Source organism: Pleionea sp. WD8-19, assembly GCF_055326765.1.
Map to the genome: position 1 here is coordinate 67,027 of NZ_JBUZOU010000005.1, position 22,839 is coordinate 89,865.

Genomic DNA, 22,839 nt, shown 5'->3' on the forward strand with positions numbered 1-22,839 from the left:
TGGAGATTTTTTATACTTCTATGTCCAATTGGTGCGATTGTGGTTCTAAGTTCTCCCGCACCACATGATGATCATCCGTTTTAGTATACAGCCCGAAATCATCTTGTGCCTGCTCCTGCTTACTGGCCTTACGTTTTCGTCGATTGGGTTTCGATGCCTTGTGCTCAAGCTGTTCGAGCTGCCGTTGCAGTGGTTTGCCACCTTTTTCAACGTGCAACGACTCGATACTGCCCGACTGTTCGACCATACGCGTAGAGCGTGATGACTTAACTTCGGTCATCGGTCGATTCGTATCGAAAGGTACCAGATTAATGGCCATGACTCATCACAAAACTTTAACCTGCTGTTTGAATATTATAGTACTCCCTCACTTTTATATCGGCAAATCAAAGGCTTACTTAAGTTGTCAACCAATTTAATCCATATACGTTAATTCACTCATGTACTCACTAAAATCCATTCAACTATGACAGGACTCACATTGACACTGGCATTAGAACCAGACTATAAACAAAGCGAAGAAAACAGTGGGAGAAAAGTTCTGGAAAATCGCCAGCAACTGAATCATTTTTTAACCACCGTGGAACGCAAAGCTTATCGCATGGCACATATTGCCACGAGCAACCCAGACGATGCGTTAGAACTGGTACAAGAAGCCATGATGAAACTGGTAGAAAAATACAGCAAACGACCTGAAAACGAATGGACACCGCTGTTTTATCGAATATTAAACAGTAAAATTAACGACTGGTATCGTAAACAAGGTGTTCGTAATCGTTGGTTGGCCTGGTTGCCCGGTAAACAACAGCTGGATGTTTATTATGATCCTATTGAAAATGCAGCCGATAACCGCCATACGCCCGCAGAGTCGTTGCATCAAACCCAGGCAACCGACAAATTGATTCAAGAACTAAAAAAATTATCGCCACGCCAACAACAGGCTTTTTTATTGCGTGCCTGGGAAGGATTAAGTGTTGAAGAAACCGCTTTTGCGATGGGTTGTACACAAGGGTCGGTAAAAACACACTATTCACGTGCTGTTCACATGCTAAAATCGCAGCTCGAGGAGTTTCACTAATGTCAAAGCAACATCAAGACGACCTCTGGTTAAACAATGTTAAAAAACAGCTCGATCAAAGTAACGATTCGTTGGATTATGCGACTCAACTGAAATTACAGCGTGCGCGAGAAAAGGCTCTTGAGCAAACACCAAAAGCAGAACCTCGTTATCAGTGGCTTAAAATTGCGATCCCGTCCTTTGCTGCCGCAGCCACAGTCGCGGTAGTCACAATGCTTATTTTTTTACCACAACACGTTACTGAAAATGGCTATGACTCGGCTTTTTTTCAAGATATTGAATTGCTGGCAATGGATGAAGAATTGGAAATGATTGAACAGTTGGAGTTTTACGAATGGTTAGAGAGCGACGCCAGTGACGAATTGGAAAGTTAAAAGCGGTTATCTGGCCAGTCTTTTGTTTACGACGCCGTTTTTTGTTGACTTTGCTCACAGCAAGGAAAAGAGACAAGAACCAGAGCTATCATTGGAGTTGTTGGAATTTTTAGCGGACTTCAGTGATGAACAAGGCACTTTTGTAGACCCGGAAACGATGGAGCCTATGAGCGTAAAAGCAACCCTTGAGTGTCCATCAGGTAATGTCAGTAAGCGGCAAGATGAAGCGGCTAAAGAAATAACTGAATCAATCACCGCCTCAGGTCAACCACAAGACGAGGCAAACGTTTTGAATGGTAATGGCTGTAATTTGGAATCAACACCCGACTCGAGCAAACCTGAGAGCAATAAAGTTACAGAGAGCACAGACAATGTTTAACGATTTTCTAAGACTTCTCAGACAATTTGCAATTTGCATTGTGATGCTCAACACCACCACTTCTTTTGCTGAAGAAAACGTGAAATTTGAGCAATTAACCGAAGCTCAGCAAAAGCAACTCGCTCCCTTTAAACAAAAATGGCAGACACTGTCTTCTAAACAACAGCAGAAAGTTTTAAGCGGTTTGGATAAATGGAATAATATGAGCCAGGATCAAAAACAAGCGGTTAAACACCGCTTCAAACAGTGGCGTGCGCTTCCTGCAAATGAGAAACGTCAATTACGACGTATGTTCCATCGCTATAAGCAACTCGAACCTGACCGACGTGAAAAAGTCAAACGCGCTTTCCAGCGTTTTCGCTCTCTGCCTGCCAATCGTCGACAAGAACTTCGAGAGCGCTTTTTTCGCAATCATCCAAACAAAAAACCACAACGAAATTTGCAACGTAAAAAGTGAGTTGGCTAAGCTTCTGCTTTAACACCGTCCCAAGGCGGCTCTTTCCATTTCGGAGCCCTCTATTATTTTAATCCGCTTGAAAAACCAGGTATCTTATCATAAAACTTTCCCGTTACCGCTTTCCTCAACAATCGCATTTCGCGTTTATACCCCAATCACAGCAATGCAAGTCATTGCTCTCACTTGGTTAAAACAAAGTCGTTTTTTTGTACGGTACGCAAAAGATGTTTCATAGCGCTCAAAATACTTCACGCATCAACTTTTGCTTCCCGTTTTACCTTCTTAAACTCAGAATACCCCATAAAATATTTTTTAAGACAATTTTCCAACCAGCTCCTTATTCTCTTGTCACACTGCTATAATGTCTCTCAATATCTACCTGATTTGATTAAGGAATAATCGTTCATGGCTTCAGACCGCGATTTCGGTGAACCCGACATTGAATTTACGATTGAGTCCACCAGCGAAAATAAAGATTTATCACCCTCCGAAGATGTTTTACCTTCGGAGATTTGTTTGTTGCCTCTATCTGAGCGACCTTTCTTTCCGCCACAAACACTTCCGATATTAATGAATGAAGAAGTCTGGCGTGAAACCATTGAATACATTGCCGATACGAAAGAAAAAATTGCCGGATTGGTATTGGTACGTAATCCCTACCCAGAAGAATCATCTCCCGATGAGTTTCACAATATTGGAACGTTGGTGCGCATTCATCACCCAGTACTTTCTGCTGGAAAAATACAATTCATAGCCGAAGGCATACAACGTTTTCGTATTAAGCGATGGCTGACACAAGAACCACCATTTTTAGTCGAAGTTGAATACCCACAAGAGCCCGAATATTCCGATATCGATGAGTTGAAAGCTTATGCGGTAGCCATAATCAATACTTTGAAAGAGCTGGTGCCACTCAATCCGCTCTATTCGGAAGAGTTGAAGTTTTTCTTGAACCGATTTAATCCGAATGAACCATCGCCACTCACTGATTTTGCCGCCAGTTTAACCACAGCCACACGCGAAGACTTACAACAGGTACTGGAACAAGTGCACTTACGTAAGCGCATGGAAAAAGTGCTGGTAATGATCAAAAAAGAATTGGAAGTAGCGCAACTGCAAAACAGCATTCAAAGGCAGGTTGAAGACAAACTCAGTGAGCATCAACGCAAATTCTTTTTACGCGAACAGTTGAAAGCCATTCAAAAAGAATTGGGCATCGCAAAAGACGATAAAACCGCCGATATTGACCGTTTTAACGAGCGTATTAAAGCCCTTAAAATTCCTGAAGATGCTAAAAAGAAAATCGATGACGACATCGAAAAACTGTCTATTCTCGAGCCCGGCTCACCTGAGTATGCGGTGACTCGTAATTATCTAGATGTGGTAACCGATTTACCCTGGGGGGTTACCACCAAAGACAAACTGGATTTACGTCGAGCAAGACGTGAACTCAACAAAGAACACGCTGGTCTTGGCGATGTTAAAGATCGTATTGTTGAATTTCTTGCAGTGGGCGCATTAACCGGTGAAATTGCCGGCTCGATTTTATTATTGGTGGGTCCACCGGGGGTCGGCAAAACCTCGATCGGTCGCTCCATTGCCAATGCGCTGGGAAGAAAGTTTTTCCGTTTTTCCTTGGGTGGTATGCGTGATGAAGCAGAAATCAAAGGGCATCGACGTACTTACATCGGTGCAATGCCGGGTAAGTTGATTCAAGCCATTCGTGATACTCGCTCGTCCAATCCGGTGATCATGCTAGATGAAATCGATAAAATAGGAAGCTCCTATCAAGGCGACCCAGCCAGTGCCCTGCTCGAAGTGCTGGATCCAGAGCAAAACCAGAACTTTCTCGATCACTACCTAGACGTTCGCTTTGACCTGTCGAAAGTACTCTTTATTTGTACAGCGAACCAACTCGACACTATTCCACGCCCGCTGCTCGATCGTATGGAAACCATTCGACTGTCCGGGTACATCACTCAAGAAAAAATAGACATTGCCAAACAATACTTGTGGCCACGCCAATTAGAAAAATGTGGCTTGAAAGCGTCACAAGTAAAAATCAGCGATACAGGTTTTCGTAAAATTATTGAAGACTATGCTCGCGAAGCCGGCGTACGTAACCTCGACAAACAGTTGGGACGAATTGCTCGCAAATGCGTAGTCAATATCGTTACCGGTAAAGCAAACAAAATCAACGTGTCGCAAAAATCGATTCCCGACTACTTGGGCACCCCTTGGTTTCAAATGGAAAAGCCTGGCAACAGTTTGGGTGTCGTTACCGGACTCGCTTGGACTGCATTGGGAGGCTCCACTTTAAACATAGAAGCTGCAATTGTTCATAGTAAAACCCGTGGCTTTCGTTTAACCGGAAAACTCGGCGATGTAATGAAAGAATCGGCAGAAATTGCTTACGCTTATATTGCCGCCCACCTTACTGATTTTGGCGCCAAAGCCGACGCCTTTGATCAGCAAATGCTCCATTTGCATGTGCCCGAAGGTGCAACACCTAAAGATGGGCCATCTGCTGGGATCACTATGGCAACAGCATTGCTTTCGCTGGCAAAAAAGAAAGCCCCCAAAAAAGGCATTGCCATGACGGGCGAGCTCACATTAACCGGAAAAGTATTGGCTGTTGGTGGCATTCGCGAAAAAATCATTGCCGCTCGTCGTGCCAATATTAAAACGGTTTTATTACCGGAAGCTTGTCGAGGTGACTATATTGAATTGCCTAAACACATCACCGAAGGAATGAAGGTACACTTTGTTTCTGACTTTGAAGAAGTTGCAGGCATTATGTTTTAAGATTTTAAAGGTTTTGAAGCCCTCAAAACCTTTCTCGGAATTTAATTCGGATCGGCGCTATTTTCGAACCCGTTTCAACAGGAATAAAAAGCATTTCACCAACTCACCATTCTAAAAGCTCCCCCTACTTTAGAGGTCCCAATGCTTTCATTTGGCCAGCCTCTAAGACAGGCTGAAACGACTCATCACAATGACAAACTTCCCTCCCATATCTAAGAGAGATCCTCCGGCGCTTTCTCTGGTTAAAGCAGCGGCTCGGTAGAGGGTAACTGGATATTTAAAAAGATGGTTCAGCCAAAAAGAGATGCTGTAAAAGCAAATGCAGCAAGAAGGACTATGTTTTTAAGCTCATTCCTGACTTTGTACTTTTAATAAAGGGACTTTTTGCTTAGAAACCCAGCAAAAATGTTTTTGTAAAGCCGGTTCATTAACAATAGCACTCAGAGAGTTCAATCGTTTAGCCAAAGTCATTTCATCAAAATATTTGTGTAGACCACGGTGGCATTGGCGACAAATATCAATGCCTTGATTAAGCTCATCTTTACTGTAAAGCTTTTTAAATCGGTTACGACGGTGAACCTTACGGGGAATTAAATGATGAAATGTTAAAGGCACTTCACGCCGACATAAAGGACACAAACCGAACTTTTTATTCGTTGACATTAGTGTGTATAAATTAAAAAATCTTCGATGTCACAATATCAGCTAACATATCAATATGCTTGCCTTCAGCATTCAGACAGGGAATATAGTGGTAAGCTGCATCCGAATATTGGCGAAATATCGACTGGTTTTCGTGTTGGATCTCTTCTAAAGTTTCGAGGCAGTCTGCCGCAAACCCTGGGCATATCACATCAACCGAGCGACCCGTTTTACCGATTTGTTCCAAAGTCACATCTGTATAAGGATGTAACCAGGGCTCACGTCCAAACCTCGACTGATAACACAGTTGCCAGCGATCAGGTTCCAATTGCAACGCTTCGGCCAGCAAATGCGCCGTCGTTGAACACTGCTCAGCATAGGGATCACCATTATCCACCAGTCGTTTGGGTATGCCATGAAACGACATGACTAATACATCACCAGGTGGATGCTTCTGCCAATGAGTTTTCACGCTGGCTGCGAGCGCTTCAATGTACAAAGGGTGATCATGATAATCTTTTGTCAGATGAAGTTCGGGTAAGTTAAGCGATGCTCGTTGACTGTTAGCCACACCATCGTAAACCGAAGCGGTCGATGCCGAACAAAACTGTGGATAAAGCGGCAATACAATCACTTTGTCGCAATTTTTGAGTTGTTCAAGTCCCGCGGATATAGAAGGGTTTCCATAAGTCATAGCCAACACCACTCGAGCATTGATGGCTTGGTCATCAAGTTTTTGTTGCAGCTTTTTCGCCTGATTTAGAGAAATGGAAAGTAAAGGAGAGCCCGACTCGGTCCAAATGGATTGGTAAAGTTTGGCCACGCGTGCTGGACGCACACGTAAAATGAAGCCATGCAAAATGGGATACCAAATCCAGCGTGGCAGGCTCACGACTCGGCGATCACTTAAAAACTCCGCCAGATAACGGCGAACCGCAGATGGAGTCGGTGCATCTGGAGTCCCTAGATTAACCAGCAAGACTCCCAGCGGCTTGTTGTTACTCATGAATAAAAACTAAAAACAGCAAGCTTTAGTCCAACGCCTTGAAAATGTTATCTCGAATATCGGTCATGCTGCCCAAACCCGCAACCTTAACGTATTGAGGCGCATCTTCAACGGCTTCTTTCGAATAAGCCGTATAATACTCAATTAACGGTTTAGTTTGTTCATGATAAACATCAAGACGTTTGCGAACTGTCGCTTCCTGATCGTCATCTCGCTGGATCAAGTCTTCACCAGTTTGATCATCTTTACCCTCAACTTTTGGTGGGTTGTAAATCACATGGTAGGTTCGTCCTGAGTCTGGGTGTACGCGTCGACCACTCATACGCTTGATGATTTCGTTGTCATCAACGTCAATTTCCACAACGTAATCCACATGGATTCCATTGTCTCGCATTGCATCGGCCTGAGGAATCGTTCGCGGAAAGCCGTCGAGTAAATAGCCATTGATGCAATCGGGTTCAGCAATCCGCTCCTTCACCAAACCAATAATAATATCATCGGAAACAAGCTTACCCGCATCCATTACTTTTTTCGCTTCCACCCCCAGAGGAGTTTCCGCTTTAACGGCGGCTCTCAACATGTCTCCGGTAGATATTTGCGGAATACCGTATTTTTCTTTGATGAATTGGGCTTGAGTGCCTTTTCCTGCGCCAGGCGCACCCAGTAATATGATTCGCATCTACTCTTCTCCGGGAGTCTTTAGGGATCCTCTAAAAGGCGTCTTTAGAGGTGACCTTAATTACAATCCGAGCTGTTACGGATTTCGTTCATCAATTAGTAGTCGTAAAGATACCTATCACGACTGCCTAACTCAAGAAAATAATTCGATTTTTCAACTTGATACTATTCTTTAAAACAAAAAAGCCAGAGGTATTGAACCTCCGGCTTTTTTAAAAACGACAACGAAGAATAAATAAATTATTGACCTAGCAACAATTTATTCAAACGACGAGTGAAAGTTCCCGGATCATTGAGTGATCCACTTTCGGCCAAAAGAGCTTGGTCAAATAAAAACAAGGCCCATTCTTTGAAGTCGTCGCCCGACTTTTCAGCCGCTTGTTTTACCAAAGCATGCTCCGGATTAATTTCAAACACGGGCTTAACTTCAGGTGCAGCTTGCCCTGCAGCAGCCATCAATCGCGCCATTTGGGCAGACATTTCGCCTTCGGAACCAACCACACAAGCCGGTGAATCGGTGAGACGATGAGTCACTTTAACCTCTTTAACCTTATCGCCCAGCACTTCTTTGAAACGCTCCACCAAAGGTTGGCTCTCTTTTTCGACTTGTTCGCGATGTTGTTTTTCAGTTTCGTCTTCCAGTTCACCCAGATCCAGATCACCTTGGGTAACGGATATCAGTTTCTTTTCTTTGTACTCTTGAAGGTGCGATATGGCCCACTCATCAATCCGATCGGATAACAGCAATACTTCAATGCCTTTCTTTCTGAAAACTTCCAAATGTGGGCTGTATTTCGCTGTTTCAAAACTTTCAGCGGTTATGTAGTAAATTTTATCTTGCCCTTCTTTCATACGCTCAATGTATTCATCAAGCGAGACATTCTGTACCTTGTCATCGTTGTGTGTTGAGGCAAACCGCAACAATCCAGCTACGGATTCACGATTGGAATAATCTTCGCCCAGCCCTTCCTTTAACACATTGCCAAATTGCTCCCAGAAAGATTGGTATTCATCTTTATTATTTTTCGCCAACTTTTCCAACATGGAAAGGACACGTTTAACACAAGCATTTTTCAATGACTGAGTGACTGAGCTGTCCTGTAAAATTTCACGAGAAACATTCAGAGGTAAATCATTTGAGTCAAGAACACCACGCACAAAACGCAGATAAACAGGAAGAAACTGCTCAGCATCATCCATAATAAACACGCGCTGCACATAAAGCTTAACACCGCGACTGCGATCACGATTCCACATATCGAATGGCGCATTTTTGGGGATGTACAACAAGCTCGTGTATTCTTGCTTTCCTTCAACTTTGTTGTGTGCCCAGGTTAATGGTTCGGCAAAATCGTGCGAAATATGTTTGTAAAACTCTTTGTATTCTTCGTCAGTAATATCACTTTTACTGCGCGTCCATAATGCTGTTGCTTTATTAACCGCCTCAAACTCGGTTGAAGGTTTTGCTTCTTCCCCTTCTTTTGCAGGCTCAGCAGGTTTTAACATTTCAACCGAAACGGAAATATGATCGGAATACTTTCCAATTATCGAGCGTAACCGCCAGTCGCTTAAAAACTCCTTTTCAGCCTCTTTTAAATGTAAAATCACATCGGTACCACGGTTGGCTTTGTCTGCTTCTGCAATTTCAAATTCACCTTCACCCGATGAAACCCACTGAAAACCCTGCTCGCTTCCGGCAGCTCTTGAAACGACTGTAATTTTATCGGCAACGATGAAGCCTGAATAAAATCCAACACCAAATTGACCAATCAAATTGGCGTCTTTTTTCTGATCTCCGCTTAACTGCTTAATAAACTCGGCCGTACCGGATTTAGCAATGGTCCCTAGATTATTGATTAAATCGTCTTTGCTCATACCAATGCCGTTATCACTAATTGTTAGTGTACCAGCGGCTTCATCGGTTGTTATTCGAATACGAAATTCAGGATCATCGGCGATCAGTTCACTGTTATCCAGTGATTTAAATCGAAGCTTATCTACCGCATCGGCTGCATTCGATATCAACTCTCGTAAAAATATTTCTTTATTGCTGTATAAAGAATGCACCATCAAATGCAATAGCTGCTTTACTTCTGTTTGAAAGCTGTGTTTTTCCATGGTCGCAGAGTCACTCATTTCCAAATACCTCTAAAGTTTTAACTTAGGTCAATCAACCTCTGTTAGGGATAAGCACCTATCGGTTAAAAGTTCGGATAATGTTTTATTTTTGGTTAAATCCAAAAGCGATTTTTAGGTCATTGATTCCCGAAATCACTTTATTGACAGTCAAAAACAAAACATTGACCGGCTTTAAACACCGATGTTAAACCCGTAACGAGGGTAAAGTTTCGTTTTTGGGCGGTTGCCCTGATTGTTCAATGCATGAAGTGATGCTTTTATGGGGATGGAATGAGTTTTTTCAACACATAACGTGAAAATAAAACCCGATTAACCTTGCATGCGCTTGATTAAAAACTGAACTTCTCGGTTCAACCAGTGCTGTACACCAACCGACTCCATTTCAGCGGCCTTAAACAGCCTCTGTTGATCTTCAGGGGCAAGACAAATGGTAAAACGCCCGACAAATGGGCTGACTGTAGACATTTTTTGAGCCTGGGAAAGTTCGAGATATTCATCAATGACGCTGGCGAAACGCTGCTTAAGCTGTTCGAGATTTTTACCTTCGAAAATTAATACATCCTCTGCATTTATCACTTCACCAACAATGCAATCGGACTCTGGCTCATACTCCAATTGAGCAACAAAACCTTTATAAGTTAACAACGATCGACTCCCGTTCCTGGTGTGTCCATTGATAACTATAGCAGTTGTCGGCGTTGTTTCCGGCTTATTCTCGGGCTTTATTAAATTATTTATTCATCGAATTTAGGCATTTTTATAAAGAATTGGTTTTAAAACACACGATATCACTAAACCAAGGTACGACGCTCCGCAATCGAGCGCGCTAATGTGTTTGCATCAAGATATTCCAACTCCCCTCCCATAGGTACGCCTTGCGCAATACGGGTAACAGCAACCTGGTACTGCGCAACCATATCACGAATATAATGCGCCGTTGCTTCGCCTTCTATTGTTGAACTGGTCGCCATAATCACCTCTTCAACACCACCCGCCGCTAATCGCGTTTCCAGAACCTCCAACCCTAATTCTTCCGGCCCAATGCCATCCAGTGGTGATAAATGCCCCATCAAAACAAAATAAACACCGCTGTAAACCGAAGAGTTTTCTATCGCAATAACATCGGCAGGAGATTCCACAATGCACACCAGTTTATGGTTGCGTTTAGAGTTGGCGCAAATGGCACAAAGATCATTTTCCGTAAAGTTTTTACACTGCTGGCAATGATGGATATTACGCATGGCATCGTTGAGTCGCGTGGCCAAGTGTTCACCACCCGGCCGGTCTCGTTCGAGCAAATGGTACGCCATGCGTTGAGCACTTTTTCGCCCAACCCCCGGTAAACAGCGCAAAGCTTCTATCAAGCTTTCCAGTAATGAAGTCTGTTTCATTAGAAGGGTAATTTAAAACCAGGAGGAATGGGCAGTCCAGCAGTCACCGACGACATCTTCGACTGAGTTTCCGACTCTACTTTACGAACAGCGTCGTTTACCGCAGCGGCGATCAAATCTTCGAGAATTTCTTTGTCGTCTTTCATCAGTGAATCGTCAATTTCGACTCGGCGCACATCGTGTCTACCGGTCATCGTCACTTTTACCATTCCGGCACCAGACTCTCCAATAATTTCCATATTGGCAACTTCTTCCTGCATCGACTGCATTTTTTCCTGCAGTTGTTGCGCCTGCTTCATCATATTGCCTAAACCTTTCATGTTTTACCTCTGTGTTTGAATTTGAATGTCTTTGATATCAATGTTGCCGGAAAATGTTTGCAGCAACCCGGCAACTTTTTCATTGGACTTAAACTGTTCCAGCACCTGTTCAAGGTGTTGTTGGTGACGTTGTTCGCTAATCACCCTGGGGGTCAGCAGGTTATCGTCGCCCGTTTCGGTGAATAGCTTGCAGTGAATCTTTAACTTCTCATTAATTGCTTGCTCAATTTTTTTAATAGCAACGGGCGTACAAAAATTTTCAACGGAAGGTAACAAAAGAATAGTGAGTTGTGCTTCACCGGCTGATTTTACCTGACTGTTGTTAATCACCTGAAAAATAGACCCTGACAAATCGAGCTGCTGAATAAAATCGTGCCAGTGGTTTGCCTCTGTCAATTGTTCCAATTCAAAAGTTAAGTTTTCACTTTTCTTTTGAGCTTCTTTAGTTTCAACGGCTTCTTCAACTGAAGCTTCAAAAGTTGAAGGTTGTTCTACTTTTGCTACGTTCAAATGCATCCACTCTTCAGTGTGACTGCGAGATTCTGCAACACTATTTTCCTTAACCGCTGGCTCTACTTGAACGTTCGTCGAAGGTTGTCCTGTTGGTTGATTATTGGCGATTTTATTGACGTCGGTGGTTAAACTTTCGGATGAAGAATCGGTTTTTACTGCATCATTTTTTTTTTCGTCTGTAACTTGTGGCGTAGGAACATTGTCTGGTGTAACAGACTCAGTTTTTTCATTTACCGATGCAGAAGGCATTGCATTTAAGTTAGTTGAAACTTGTGACGATGCATTGCTTGTTGCCGGTTGCAACTTGCGGGCTCCTTGCGCTGACGCATTTTCTGCACCCAGTGTTTTTCGCTTACTACCCGATGTTGTCCCCGTTTTGGGACGAAACGTCAGCATTCGGAGCAGAGCCATTTCAAAACCTTGTCTTCGATCGGGTGACAAAGCCAGATCTTTTCGCGCATGGAGAGCCAGTTGATAAAACAATTGAATATCATTGGCACTGAATCGTTCTACAAAAGGCAGTAATTTTTCATCATGGATTGATTCTACACCAACCAATTGCGCCACGGCCAAATGATGCAAAGCTGAAATAATTTCTGCTAAAACATCCTGATAATCTGGAGCCAATTCCGACATGCGCTCGGTGATTTCCAACAACGCGTTGGCATTGTGTTGACTAAATGCATCGAGAAATTCATACACAAACTGTTGATCGACAGTCCCTAACATATCAGCAACGTCTTGATAGCTAAGTTTCCCCCCACCAAAAGCAATGGCCTGATCGAGTAAGCTCAATGAGTCGCGCATACTACCGTCGGCGGCACGCGATAACAACGATAAACTCTGAGGTTCAAAGTCTATATTTTCCTGCTGTAGAATACTGGAGAGGTGCCCTTCAATATGTTGAGGACTCATACGCTTCAAATGAAACTGCAAACAGCGTGATAGAACAGTCACAGGTAACTTTTGTGGGTCGGTAGTGGCCAACAGAAAGATCACATGCGGAGGAGGCTCTTCAAGCGTTTTTAACAGCGCATTAAAACTGCTGTTCGACAGCATGTGGACTTCGTCAATAAGATACACTTTGTATCGGCCACGAGATGGCCGGTATTGAACATTATCGAGAATTTCTCGGGTATCCTCTACTTTAGTTCGCGATGCTGCATCAATTTCCAGCAAATCGACAAAATGCCCCTGCTCAATTTCCTGGCAAATAGCACACTCACCACAAGGATTAGCAGTAATACCAGTTTCACAATTGAGGCACTTAGAGAAAATTCGGGCGATGGTGGTTTTGCCCACACCGCGTGTACCGGTAAAAAGGTAAGCATGATGTAATCGGTTCTGCTCAATCGCGTTTACGATGGCACGTTGCACGTGCTCCTGTCCCACAAGTTGGGAGAAATTCTGCGGACGCCATTTTCGCGCGAGTACCGTATAGGACATGAATAACCGTTTTTCAAAAAATTATCGATAATCACCGCATTATAATCAAGCCGCAGCAGGAACTCTAACAAAATGATTTTTGACGATTTTTTGAACGAAAGGAATGAATAAAAGCGCTTATTAGAAAAGTTTCGGGTGGGACCTGCCAGCCACACCCCGGCACACGAGTCAGCCACTACCGTTGCTCCCTTCCGGGCCTGGCGGGGTTCGTAGCCTATCGTTGCGGGGGAACCAGCAGGTACCCATAACGAAAGAGCGCGCATTATCCCTAATTTCAGGCCAGATGAAAAGAGCTGCTTGAAAAGATTTTTTGTTTATATTTCAACCAGCTAAAGTAAATTATCTCAATCTTCGCATTGAACCGAATCAATACCAATCGCAGTATGTACCTTTTTCGAAATTCATTCGGCTTCAAAAGGTGTAGCAGTAAAACACCGGTTAAAGTCGCATTGAATGAGATGATTACTCAATAATTAATGCCACTTGAAAACCCCAAGCGTCACCTAAATTAAAGACTCTGTAGGAACTTCGAAGTACTCATTTTGGAATAGGTCAATTAGGAATAAAGAAATTGGATATAAAAAAGATCATTATCTATTCTTTAAGATTATATATATTCGTTTTCTATAACTTTCATCGCCCTACCGAAATATTAAACATAATATAATGACCAAGATCACGCTTTTGGAATTTTTATTCTGATTTTTATGTTCCTATTGGCAGATTTTCAATTACGCTTTTATTGATCAGGGTGCCAAAGGCATCCTATGAATGCTTGGCGTTTAAGCGTTGAACTGAAGCCAATGTGATATCGAGTGTAATTGAATGAGGTTATTATTATGTTTGCCTTCATTGCTGATTTTTTTAAGGGCCGTCCAAAAGAAGAGACTCGGTCAAAGTTGCATACAGTTAACGACAATAAAGCGCAATCAGCCCGAACCATTAAATACGATCCTACTCTAATCGAGACCCTTAAAAAGGATCATTCCAAGCTGGTTACAATTTACGGTCATATGTGGAAAGAAGGTTTCGAAAAGCGAGACTATAAGAAGCTATCCAGTATGATCGCTGAGTTTAAAGCCGGTTTTCAATCTCATCTGTTAAAAGAAAACGTGAAATTTTACGTTTATTTGGAGCAGTCACTATCGAGCGACCTTCACACGCTTCAAGTCGTTAAGGATTTTCGTACCGACATGAACGAAATTGCAAACGCGGTTATCCAGTTTTGTAAGAAGTATTCGCATCAAGCGTTTACCACAGAAATGGAACAGGAGTTCGAGCGCGATTATATAAAGATAGGTGAAGTTTTAACTCGACGAGTCAGTATGGAAGAAAACGAACTCTACCTACTTTACCAACCTGAATAAAACATTCCAATTTGCAGTAATGCTCTGTTCGAAAACTTTCGGAAGAGTTTTGCAAATACAGGAAAACGCGACTGAAATTTCGCTCAACATAAAAACAATAAACCAGTTGTCATTTCAGGGATCCAAATGTTAATCATAATGCATTCGGTGTATGGCATCAGTCGGTGTGCTAGGTGAGTGCCATGACTGCAGCACAACCCGAAGCAACAACGACACTCGACCAACCTGTCGCCGAAAATCCAATTGTCATTATTGGTAACGGACCGGTTGGTGTTAAAGCTGCACAACTGATCCTGAAGCAGTCTGAGCTTCATCACGTTGTCATTTATGGTGATGAAAAAAACGCCCCCTACAACCGAGTCCAACTTTCACTTTACCTTTCAGGAAAAGTCGATCGGCAGCAATTAGCCAATCCCGTTTCGCTGCATAAGTCGGAACGACTGCATGAGTTTATCGGTCGACGAATCATTCATATCGACTTTCAATCGCGTATTGTTATAGATGATAACAATCGCGAGCAACCCTACAGCAAACTGATCATTGCGACTGGATCAAGCGCTTTTGTTCCTCCCATTAAAGGATTGAACAAAAAAAATATTTTTACTTTCCGATCCATTGATGATGCGAACGAATTAATTCGCTGTCGTGAAACCTGTCAGCAAATTTTTGTCGTTGGAAGCGGTGCACTAGGGCTCGAAACAGCGCTTGCAATGAAAACACCTTCCAATAGGGTTACTTTGGAAGTGCGAGACCGTTTGCTGTCACGGCAGCTTGATCAATGCGCCAACAGTATTTTACGTGAACGTATTTTATCATCTGGCATCGATATTATTCATCGCGATCCAGTTACTGAAGTGTTTGGCCACAATCAGGTGGAACGAGTTTGTCTTTCCAGTGGTCGTTTGATTGAAGTTGATACGTTGGTTATTTGTGCCGGGATCCGTCCCAATGTTAAATTAGCTCGCGACAGCGGACTCGACGTTAAATCCGGAGTATTGGTTAACAACTTTATGGAGACCAGTGAAACCGATGTTTACGCCATCGGTGAATGTGCCGAGCACAATGGAGCTACTTACGGTATTGTCGCACCTGGATATGAGCAGGCCGAAACCTGCATCGATCACATCCTCGGAAACGACAATCAATACCAAGGCAGTATTAATAACCTGCAGCTTAAAATCGATCATCATAAAACAACCATCTACGGAAACATTAATCAACCTACCGAAAAAGTTTATACCTACAGCAATCGCTTAAAAGGCATTTTCCGTAAATTACTGATCGATCAAAATCGAATTACGGGGATGATTGCTATTGGCGAATGGAACGAAGAAATTCGTATTCGCGACAGTATTCAGCAACAAGAGAAAATTAGCAGTCGACTGTTTAAGGCTTTTGAATCCCGTGGGTTTCTTTGGAGTAACGAAACCCAATCGGATGTACTTTCGCAACCTTCTGATTATATTGTGTGCCTGTGTCAAGGAATAACTCGAGGCGAATTATCCAATGCAATGGACGAAGGCAATCGAACATTAGAATCGTTATGCCATAAAACCGGTGCTGGTTTAACCTGCGGTTCATGTAAACCCTTACTTGGGCAAATGCTCGACAGCCCATTGCCCAATTTGGTAATGCGCCATCACAAGCTTATTTACGCCAGCTCTATTGCGGCACTGTTACTCATTTTACTGCTGATTTTTAGCGAGCCGCTCGCTGCTTCTTTCAGCGTTCAAGCCAGCTGGAAAATTGAAATGCTTTGGTTTGACAATTTCTGGAAACAAGTCAGCGGTTATACATTATTGACACTGTGTGTATTAGGCGGAGCCCTTTCGGCACGCAAACGATTAAAAAGTTTCCGCATTGGAAACCTCGATAACTGGCGACTGTTTCACTCGATTATCGGTGTGATCGCGCTAATCATATTGATTGTGCATACTGGATTTCGATTGGGTAACAATCTGAATTTGGTTTTAATGCTGGTCTTTCTTGCAGCCACTACTACCGGCTCGCTGGTTGGTATATTCATGTCTAAAAACCATCATTGGACTGATTTAAAACTTCGCGAACACCGTAAGTGGTGGTCACGTGTTCACTATACGCTATTATGGTTATTGCCCGCCCTTTTAGGCTATCATATTTTCGCGGTTTACTTTTTTTAATCTATGAAAAAAATAAAAATAAAATTTTGGCATTATGGTGTATTCATCACATTGGCTTTATCTTTTTTTCTCGGCCATAATTTGTTTAAAGGCGATAAAAGTTATTTTCTGGCAGGTGAAACCAGTTACGGACATTATCAAATAGAAATGGAGTGCAGCGCATGTCACACCGAGTCTTTTTCTGACAAAGACGTTATTCAACAAGCCTGCGAAAGTTGCCACCAAAAAGCACTGGACCGCTTTAGTGATTCACACCCCAAAAAAAAGTTTCAAGATCCACGAAATGCTGCCTTATTGGAGCAACTGGATTCTCGTTACTGTGTTACCTGTCATACCGAACACAAACCTGAAATCACACGTAAATCGGGCGTAACCATCGCTGCAGACTTTTGTTTTCATTGTCACCAATCTATCGCTGAAGAGCGCCCTACTCACAAAGACTTTGCGTTTGATTCCTGTGCTAGCTCCGGTTGCCACAATTATCACGACAACTCGATGTTGTATGAAGACTTTTTGATTCGTCATATGGGCGAACCCAAAGTTAAGGCTAAAGCACGGCTAAATAATCGCACCGCGCTGCAACGTTGGTTGAAAAAGAATGATGATGTAAAGCCCTTATTAAAAACCGAGCACGATGCACCGACTTGGCTAGCCAACAATTTAATACTGGAGCAATGGGCGATTAGCACGCACGCCATAACCGCCGTCAACTGTTCCAGCTGCCATGCAGAAACGAAACATAGCGATCGTCCAAATGATCGATGTATCAACTGTCATGAACGGCAAGTCGAAAGTTTTCAGCAAAGTCATCATGGCATGCGAACGAAACTGGGTTTAACCCCGTTATCCACTGAGCAGGCACGACTAGAGATCGATCATTCAAAACACAAACTACTTAATTGCAGCAGTTGCCATAACCCACACCTTCCCGATCTTAAAACTGCAGCTGTCGATGCTTGTTTAAACTGCCACCAAGATGAGCACTCGAAAAATTATAAAATATCAAAGCATTTTCGTTTATGGCAACAAGAGCAACAAGGTCTCGTAGAAGAAGGCACTGGTGTAACTTGTGCCAGTTGTCACCTGCCTCGTGTTAAAAAAGGCAAACGCGTGTTTGTCGAGCACAATCAAAGTGCCAATATCAGACCGAATAGCAAAATGTTAAAAGGTGTTTGTATGCAGTGCCACGGAATGGAATTTTCGTTAAGCGCCCTCGCTGATGATGCGTTGATAAAAAGCAACTTTAGTCAGTTACACGCCGTTGATTTGGAAACTTTTAATTTAATAAAAAAGAGAATAGAAAAACGTAGACAGAAACGATGAACCTTAAACTAGAGGAACTTCACATGATAAAACCTAAACTTGTAAAACTTGGCGTATTGTCCTTACTATTTACTGCACCTATATGGATACTGGCCTCGACAATTTCCCCCCAAAAAATGGCTGATGCAATATTTGCCGTCATCGAATCGGATCGAACGGTGTATACACGAAATGTTGTGAATCGTTTGCAAAATGAAGAAGAAATTTTGGATGCCAGTGAACATTGGAAAGAAGAGCAAGCACTGCCATTACCCGCTCAAATGCTTCGCATGGGTTCAGAGCGCATCAACGAAAAAAACGCCGGGTTCAGCTACGCCTTGCTTTCATTATGGGCCATTAATAAGCAGAACAATCCAAAAACAGAAACGGAAAGAAAAGGACTAGAGTTTGTTGCAAAAAATATGGGTAAAAATTTTTACGATGAAGAAACCCTTGGCGGTAAAAAGTACTTTACCGCGGTTTATGCCGACATTGCGGTCTCAGAAGCTTGTGTAAAGTGTCATAACAAACACATCGACAGCCCCAAAGCCGATTTCAAACTGGGTGAAGTTATGGGCGGCATTGTCATTCGTATTCCTTTACAATAATTTCAATCGAAACTGCCGGGTACTTTGCCCGGTATTTCCTTTTGAGTTTGTCGCAGAAGCTGGCCTAATCCATTTTACTTGGTAACGGAACTGATTTATCTTTTATAGTCGACTCACATTTAATTCACTCAACTTATATTTTTTCTTTATAAGCCCTAGATTTATCATGAATGACTCCTCAACACTGCTCCACCAACAATTTAAAGCGCAGCCTAAATATCTCAAAGTAATCCGGGGCAGCTTATGTAACTTGTTGAAAAGCAAAGGCTTTGATGAAAACTATCGCTCTGACGTTGTGATAGCGGTTGATGAGGCATGTCAAAACATTATTCGACACGCTTATCATTTTGATGACCGTGGAATTATTGATCTAGGGGTATATTTGGCAAATAATGTATTATCAATTGAGCTGATTGATTTTGCCGAACCGGTCGATCCCCAATGTTGTCAACCTAAGCCAGGCAATAAACTGCAGCCCGGTGGACTCGGAACTCTGTTAATGAGCAAACTGATGGATTCTGTCCATTACGAATGCCCACCACCAAAAGGTGTTGGTAATAAACTGGTGATGAAAAAAACGGTCAAACCAATAGCATCTAACTGAAGTAAAATGACTTACCGCTGAACTTTACTTCCTGTAAATAAAGGAAACGTGAATGAATTATTCAGTCTCGCATAATGGCAACGAAACGACAGTGTTTTTAACCGGAGATGTTGATCTTGAACGTTCGCCTGACGCCCGTAAAGTGTTACTCGAGTCTGTCGATAAAGGTCAAAATCTATTGGTCGATATGTCAGCTGTTGAATACATCGACTCATCCGGTGTTGCCAGTTTAGTCGAGGCATTACAAGCATCTCGCAAAAAAAACCTAGACTTTGCTCTTACCGAAGTCAGTGAACCGGCACTCAAAGTTTTTCGTCTAGCCCGCCTTGAAAAAGTATTTGAAATACGCAATAAAACTTAATCAAACGTTTTAGTAAAATGCTCAATAGAAGGTCTGGAGTTTTGGTGAACTCCAGAGCACCTTTCATGCATAGAAATACAGCACTTAATGTTGATGAGCGCCCGCAGTAGCGCCTTTTGGAAAACGTATATCTTCAACAATATGTTTAACATCTTCCGGTACTTCACTTGTAAATTGACTCACCAAAAAAGCAACCGCAAAATTTAGTAACATACCCAGTGCGCCTATACCTTCTGGTGAGATACCAAACAACCAGTTTTCAGGCCGATTATCAATGAGAGGCTCAAAAAACACGCCTTTAAAAACCAGTATATAACCCGCCGTAAACGTAATTCCCACAATCATTCCGGCAATGGCACCTTCTTTATTCATATGCTTATTGAAGATCCCCATTATGATTGCAGGGAAAAAACTCGAGGCAGCCAGACCAAAAGCGAACGCCACTACCTGAGCAACAAAACCAGGTGGATAAATACCGGCCAGTCCGGCGACAACAACGGCAAGAGAAGCGGCGATTCGAGCAAACAGCAGCTCTTGCTTATCACTGATGTTCGGCATTAAATTTCGTTTTAACAAATCGTGTGAAATGGATGTGGAAATGACAAGCAGTAATCCAGCAGCAGTCGAAAGCGCGGCGGCTAAACCACCTGCAGCTACTAAGGCAACGACCCAGTTAGGTAACTTTGCGATTTCAGGGTTGGCTAAAACCATGATGTCACGATCTATTTGCATTTCGTTACGTTCGTCTCCGGAATAAAACATACGTCCATCTTCATTTTTGTCCTGCCAACTGATTAAACCGGTTTGCTCCCAGTTTTTTATCCAACTGGGGGCTTGCTCGTACGCTATTCCTTGATTGTCTTTACCATTAATGGTGTCGATCATATTCACTCGCGCGAAAACGGCAACTGCCGGTGCAGTCGTGTAAAGCAACGCGATAAAAACCAACGCCCAGCCGGCTGACTTGCGTGCGTCTCGAACTTTGGGTACGGTAAAAAATCGGACGATAACGTGCGGTAGTCCAGCGGTTCCTAACATCAATGCAGCAGTAATGAAAAATACATCCACGGTACTTTTCGAACCATCAGTATAAGCAGCAAAGCCTAGTTCGTTAGATAGCCCATCCAGTTTATCCAGTAAATACATACCGCTACCATCCGCTATTTGTCCGCCAAAACCGAGTTGAGGGATGGGGTTATCGGTCATCAAAAGAGAAATAAAAATTGCAGGTACCAAATAAGCAAAAATCAACACACAGTATTGGGCGACTTGCGTATAAGTGATCCCTTTCATGCCTCCCAGTACGGCATAAAAGAAAACGATTGCCATACCAATCATTACGCCAACGGTCACTTCGACTTCCAGAAAACGAGAAAACACAACTCCGACACCACGCATTTGCCCTGCTACATAAGTAAACGAAACGAAAATGGCACAAATAACGGCGACCGTTCGCGCGGTTTGTGAGTAGTAACGGTCACCAATAAAGTCAGGCACTGTGTATTTACCAAATTTTCGCAAATAGGGTGCCAGGCAAAGCGCCAATAATACGTATCCGCCGGTCCACCCCATTAAATAAACACCACCGTCGTATCCCATGAAAGAGATCAGTCCGGCCATGGAGATAAACGACGCGGCCGACATCCAGTCAGCTCCGGTCGCCATTCCGTTTGCTACTGGGTGTACGCCCCCCCCTGCAACATAAAAATCGTTTGTAGAACCAGCGCGAGAGGCAATGGCAATGGCGATATAAAGTGCAAACGTAACGCCCACGAAAATAAAAGTTAGAGACTGAATATCCATTGCATTCGCACCTCAATCTTCATGAACATTGTATTTGCGATCGAGCTTGTTCATTTTATGAACATACACAAAAATTAAAAGCACGAATGTATAAATGGCTCCTTGTTGTGCGAACCAAAATCCCAATTTAAATCCAAAAAATCGAACGGCGTTTAATTGCTCAACCAATAAAATGCCGAACAGGTAAGACACAATAAACCAAACAGTTAACAATATTGCCATCAATTTGAGATTTGCTCGCCAGTATGACTGTGCGTCTTGTGGGCTTTTAAATGCCATGCCATTCCCCATTTTTTATTGTTCTTACATGATTTTTAAGGCGTTAATTGGAGCTTGTTGTTTTGGTATTTTTAAACTTCTGCGGTTGCAAGATATATCAGAAAATGATTAAAGAACCAACCTTTATCGAATAATTACGTATTAAAAAAGGGCGAGTAAATTTGCCCTTTTATAAACGATAATAAAGTAGTAAACGGAATCGAATTATTTTTTATCGTTTATTAATTTTACCTTTCACATTTTCCATTGATAATCCACCACTCCCCTCATTTATAATGGTTACACCGTCTTCCAAATCGATTAAATCGATACCACCGGAGCCATCATCAAGCGTTACATGGCCTTTAACGCTTTTAATTAAAATACTTCCTGAACCGTCGTCAATGTCCAGAGTACCCCCTGCATTTTCGACACTGATTTCACCAGAACCGTCGTCGATTTTAATCGCCCCCTGAACATTCTCTATAGCAATACTGCCCGAACCATCATCGATGGAAAGCATACCTAATACGTCATTAATTTCGATACTTCCCGATCCGTCATTCACTTTTAAATTACCACCAATTTGTCTGATTTCAAGCGAGCCAGATCCATCTTTCACTTTTGTGTGATTGTTTATATTTGAGATTTTAATAGCGCCTGAACCGTCTTTAACGTATAGCTCAACATTCGCAGGTACTCTCACCGTTAAATCAATAGAAGGACTGTTACCGAACCAGCTGCTTTCATTATTAGGGTTAGCATCTGCGATTAACTCGCCTTGATCGTTGTCAATATCCAAAACCAGTTTAAAGTTATCATCATCGACTTTCAGGTCCGCCTCAACTTCTACGGTTCTCAAGCCTTTTTCACCAGTCACGACCAGAAAACCCGCACCTGCATCGATCGTAAATCGTTTGAGTGACTCTGCATTTTTGGAGAGAGTGCGCTTTTCTTCAACATCGAATGCAAATACTGGAACACCTGAGATAAGCGTTCCAAGAATTAACGTCATTATAAAATTTGAGTATTTGAAGTTCATCGTTTTTATCCTGTATTCATTATTTCAGACACAACAAGGCAATCATCATGCCAGCGAATAATTGACTCAATTAACGCGTTTAGACGGCGTTCAAGAACAAAAGGTTT

23 protein-coding genes and 1 other RNA gene are annotated in these 22,839 nt (G+C 42.6%); 11 read left to right on the plus strand and 13 right to left on the minus strand.

Features of this window, described 5'->3' with window-relative positions; translation table 11 throughout:
- Positions 1–10: 10 nt before the first annotated feature.
- The gene (locus ACTUJY_RS07720) at positions 11–319 is read right to left on the minus strand and encodes a hypothetical protein (protein ID WP_463615497.1); all 309 of its coding nucleotides are present in this window, start codon (positions 317–319) and stop codon (positions 11–13) included.
- A gap of 162 nt (positions 320–481) precedes the next feature.
- On the opposite strand from ACTUJY_RS07720, the gene ACTUJY_RS07725 reads away from it, so the two are divergent.
- The 5 genes from ACTUJY_RS07725 (at position 482) to lon (ending at position 5,093) form a co-directional block, all read left to right on the plus strand.
- Positions 482–1,078, plus strand: coding sequence for an RNA polymerase sigma factor (locus ACTUJY_RS07725; RefSeq protein ID WP_463615498.1), 597 nt, complete (start codon positions 482–484; stop codon positions 1,076–1,078).
- Positions 1,078–1,452, plus strand: a complete 375-nt coding sequence (locus ACTUJY_RS07730; protein WP_463615499.1) for a hypothetical protein — start codon at positions 1,078–1,080, stop codon at positions 1,450–1,452. The genes ACTUJY_RS07725 and ACTUJY_RS07730 overlap by 1 nt, the downstream gene beginning before the upstream one ends.
- A complete protein-coding gene (locus tag ACTUJY_RS07735) occupies positions 1,433–1,831 on the plus strand; it encodes a hypothetical protein (protein WP_463615500.1) in 399 nt (132 codons plus the stop codon). The genes ACTUJY_RS07730 and ACTUJY_RS07735 overlap by 20 nt, the downstream gene beginning before the upstream one ends.
- Positions 1,824–2,288, plus strand: coding sequence for a DUF3106 domain-containing protein (locus ACTUJY_RS07740; RefSeq protein ID WP_463615501.1), 465 nt, complete (start codon positions 1,824–1,826; stop codon positions 2,286–2,288). Before ACTUJY_RS07735 ends, ACTUJY_RS07740 begins: the two co-directional genes overlap by 8 nt.
- A 405-nt stretch (positions 2,289–2,693) precedes the next feature.
- Positions 2,694–5,093, plus strand: a complete 2,400-nt coding sequence (lon, locus tag ACTUJY_RS07745) for an endopeptidase La (protein ID WP_463615502.1) — start codon at positions 2,694–2,696, stop codon at positions 5,091–5,093.
- 348 nt (positions 5,094–5,441) lie between these two features.
- On the opposite strand, the gene ACTUJY_RS07750 is transcribed toward lon, so the two are convergent.
- From ACTUJY_RS07750 to ffs, 9 genes are all read right to left on the minus strand, one after another.
- Positions 5,442–5,708, minus strand: coding sequence for a hypothetical protein (locus ACTUJY_RS07750; RefSeq protein WP_463615503.1), 267 nt, complete (start codon positions 5,706–5,708; stop codon positions 5,442–5,444).
- A 61-nt stretch (positions 5,709–5,769) separates the two neighbouring features.
- Positions 5,770–6,741, minus strand: coding sequence for a ferrochelatase (hemH, locus tag ACTUJY_RS07755; RefSeq protein WP_463615504.1), 972 nt, complete (start codon positions 6,739–6,741; stop codon positions 5,770–5,772).
- Between the two features lie 25 nt (positions 6,742–6,766).
- Positions 6,767–7,420, minus strand: coding sequence for an adenylate kinase (gene adk / locus ACTUJY_RS07760; protein ID WP_463615505.1), 654 nt, complete (start codon positions 7,418–7,420; stop codon positions 6,767–6,769).
- Positions 7,421–7,659: 239 nt separating this feature from the next.
- Positions 7,660–9,555, minus strand: coding sequence for a molecular chaperone HtpG (gene htpG, locus ACTUJY_RS07765; protein WP_463615506.1), 1,896 nt, complete (start codon positions 9,553–9,555; stop codon positions 7,660–7,662).
- A 312-nt stretch (positions 9,556–9,867) separates the two neighbouring features.
- Positions 9,868–10,203, minus strand: coding sequence for a hypothetical protein (locus ACTUJY_RS07770; RefSeq protein WP_463615507.1), 336 nt, complete (start codon positions 10,201–10,203; stop codon positions 9,868–9,870).
- A gap of 146 nt (positions 10,204–10,349) precedes the next feature.
- Complete coding sequence (gene recR, locus ACTUJY_RS07775; RefSeq protein WP_463615508.1) at positions 10,350–10,949, minus strand: recombination mediator RecR; 600 nt, start codon at positions 10,947–10,949, stop codon at positions 10,350–10,352.
- Entirely contained in the window at positions 10,949–11,269 is a 321-nt protein-coding gene (locus ACTUJY_RS07780; protein WP_463615509.1) for a YbaB/EbfC family nucleoid-associated protein, read from the minus strand. The genes recR and ACTUJY_RS07780 overlap by 1 nt, the downstream gene beginning before the upstream one ends.
- A gap of 3 nt (positions 11,270–11,272) precedes the next feature.
- Positions 11,273–13,228, minus strand: a complete 1,956-nt coding sequence (gene dnaX, locus ACTUJY_RS07785) for a DNA polymerase III subunit gamma/tau (RefSeq protein ID WP_463615510.1) — start codon at positions 13,226–13,228, stop codon at positions 11,273–11,275.
- A 140-nt stretch (positions 13,229–13,368) separates the two neighbouring features.
- Positions 13,369–13,465, minus strand: an RNA gene (gene ffs, locus ACTUJY_RS07790) — signal recognition particle sRNA small type.
- A 602-nt stretch (positions 13,466–14,067) separates the two neighbouring features.
- Between ffs and ACTUJY_RS07795 the strand changes: the two genes are divergently transcribed.
- The 6 genes from ACTUJY_RS07795 to ACTUJY_RS07820 all read left to right on the plus strand — a co-directional run bounded on the left by ACTUJY_RS07795 (position 14,068) and on the right by ACTUJY_RS07820 (position 19,629).
- On the plus strand, positions 14,068–14,595 hold the full coding sequence (locus ACTUJY_RS07795; RefSeq protein ID WP_463615511.1) for a hemerythrin domain-containing protein: 528 nt from the start codon (positions 14,068–14,070) through the stop codon (positions 14,593–14,595).
- Positions 14,596–14,777: 182 nt separating this feature from the next.
- Positions 14,778–16,754 (plus strand): FAD-dependent oxidoreductase, encoded by a 1,977-nt coding sequence (locus ACTUJY_RS07800; RefSeq protein WP_463615512.1) that lies wholly within the window; start codon positions 14,778–14,780, stop codon positions 16,752–16,754.
- 51 nt (positions 16,755–16,805) lie between these two features.
- On the plus strand, positions 16,806–18,077 hold the full coding sequence (locus tag ACTUJY_RS07805; protein ID WP_463615513.1) for a cytochrome c3 family protein: 1,272 nt from the start codon (positions 16,806–16,808) through the stop codon (positions 18,075–18,077).
- A 23-nt stretch (positions 18,078–18,100) separates the two neighbouring features.
- On the plus strand, positions 18,101–18,664 hold the full coding sequence (locus ACTUJY_RS07810; protein ID WP_463615514.1) for a Tll0287-like domain-containing protein: 564 nt from the start codon (positions 18,101–18,103) through the stop codon (positions 18,662–18,664).
- Positions 18,665–18,830: 166 nt separating this feature from the next.
- On the plus strand, positions 18,831–19,268 hold the full coding sequence (locus tag ACTUJY_RS07815) for an ATP-binding protein (RefSeq protein WP_463615515.1): 438 nt from the start codon (positions 18,831–18,833) through the stop codon (positions 19,266–19,268).
- A 52-nt stretch (positions 19,269–19,320) separates the two neighbouring features.
- On the plus strand, positions 19,321–19,629 hold the full coding sequence (locus ACTUJY_RS07820) for an STAS domain-containing protein (RefSeq protein WP_463615516.1): 309 nt from the start codon (positions 19,321–19,323) through the stop codon (positions 19,627–19,629).
- 84 nt (positions 19,630–19,713) lie between these two features.
- Here the strand turns inward: ACTUJY_RS07820 and ACTUJY_RS07825 are convergent, their stop codons facing one another.
- The 3 genes from ACTUJY_RS07825 to ACTUJY_RS07835 form a co-directional block, all read right to left on the minus strand.
- Positions 19,714–21,432: a sodium:solute symporter family protein gene (locus tag ACTUJY_RS07825; RefSeq protein ID WP_463615517.1), complete on the minus strand. Its 1,719-nt coding sequence runs from the start codon at positions 21,430–21,432 to the stop codon at positions 19,714–19,716.
- A gap of 12 nt (positions 21,433–21,444) precedes the next feature.
- A complete protein-coding gene (locus ACTUJY_RS07830) occupies positions 21,445–21,711 on the minus strand; it encodes a DUF4212 domain-containing protein (protein ID WP_463615518.1) in 267 nt (88 codons plus the stop codon).
- Positions 21,712–21,922: 211 nt separating this feature from the next.
- A complete protein-coding gene (locus tag ACTUJY_RS07835) occupies positions 21,923–22,732 on the minus strand; it encodes a DUF4097 family beta strand repeat-containing protein (protein WP_463615519.1) in 810 nt (269 codons plus the stop codon).
- Positions 22,733–22,839: the final 107 nt, after the last annotated feature.